This window comes from Pseudarthrobacter sp. NPDC092419, assembly GCF_044755045.1.
GTDB lineage: Bacteria > Actinomycetota > Actinomycetes > Actinomycetales > Micrococcaceae > Arthrobacter.
In genome coordinates, this window is record NZ_JBIVQF010000014.1 from 1 (window position 1) to 1,350 (window position 1,350).

Here is a 1,350-nt window from a genome sequence, read left to right on the forward strand (position 1 = left end):
TGTGATGAGTCGAGACATCCTTCACGGATGAGTCGGGTCATCGGTTACACCCCGGTCTTCGGACCGGGGTGTTTTTCTTTGTCCGGATGTTCTGGGTTGGTAGTTCCGGTTTGGGTTGATGGTGAGCTCGCGGATGATTTCTCCGGTGGTGGCGTCGCTGATGATGACATCGGTGTCGTGGATGAGCATGAGGACGTGTTTGCGGGCGTGGGCGCGGCCGATTCCGATGTGGCGTAGCCTGCCTGCGTAGCGGAGGGTGAGTTTCCCGAATTGGTCGACCCGGTCTATCCGGTGTCGCCAGTGGTCTCCTTGTCTTGCCCCTGCGGGCGCTGCTTTGGGTGTTGCTGTGTAGGCTGTGGCCGGGGTGCGGCGGTCCAGGGCGCGGTGCGGGCGTTCGTGGTTGTAGATGTGGCGGAACTTTTCCAGCTGTTCGTTCAGGTCCTCGAGGGTGTGGGCGCGCGGCTGTCCGGTGAGCCAGCGTTTGAGGGTCTGGTGGAAGCGTTCGATCTTTCCTTGGGTTTGCGGGTGGTTCGGGGAGCCGTTCTTCTGGGTGATTCCGAGGGCGTGGAGTTGGTGTTCGAAGGCGTTCCGGCCGCCCCGGCCGCCGGAGAAGCGGGTCGTGTAGACCATGCCGTTATCTGTCAGGGTCGAGGCCGGGAGCCCGTATTCGGCTGCGCAGGCCAGGAATGTGGTCACGACTGTGGTGACGGTGACTGGTTGGAGCGCGGTGCAGGCGAGCAGGTAGCGGGAGTGGTCATCGAGGAAATTCAGGATTTCGGTGTCGGTGCCGTCGGCGAGGGTCCAGTGGGTGAAGTCGGATTGCCAGGTTTCGTTGGGCTGGTGCGCTTCGAAGCGGTGCAGGGAGGCTTTGGGGCGTTTCTTCGGTTCAGGGGTAACCAGGCCGGCATGGTGCAGGATCCGGCGGATTGTTGAAGTCGATGGGGGTCGCAGTCCTTCCCGTTCGAGGTGCCAGGCGATGGTGACCGGGCCGGCGTCCAGCCCGGCGGTCTGCAGGTCGTGGCGCAGGGCCAGGATCCGGGCAGCGGTCTGCGGGTTAGTCCGGCGGGGGTTGTTCAGCGGGCGTTTGGAACGGGGCTCGATGGCGGTGATGCCTCCTGCGGCCTCACGCCGGAGGAGTTCGTGGACCCAGCGGCGGCTGACTCCGTAGCGGCGGGCTGCATCCGAGACGGTCAGCCCTTGGTCGCGGACGGCGAGGACGATGACTTTCTGCTTCGACATGCACCATGCTCAGCCGCTCCAGGGTGTGAACGATGTCCCGACTCACCGGTGAAGCATCAACTGGGAACGATGTCCCGACTCATGTGAGAACTATGTCGTGAAACTAGACAC

At 63.4% G+C, this 1,350-nt stretch carries 1 protein-coding gene; it reads right to left on the minus strand.

Annotation, left to right across the window (positions count from 1 at the left end):
• Nucleotides 1-21: 21 nt before the first annotated feature.
• Nucleotides 22-1,239: an IS481 family transposase gene (locus ACIQC0_RS15770; RefSeq protein ID WP_377217129.1), complete on the minus strand. Its 1,218-nt coding sequence runs from the start codon at nucleotides 1,237-1,239 to the stop codon at nucleotides 22-24.
• Nucleotides 1,240-1,350: the final 111 nt, after the last annotated feature.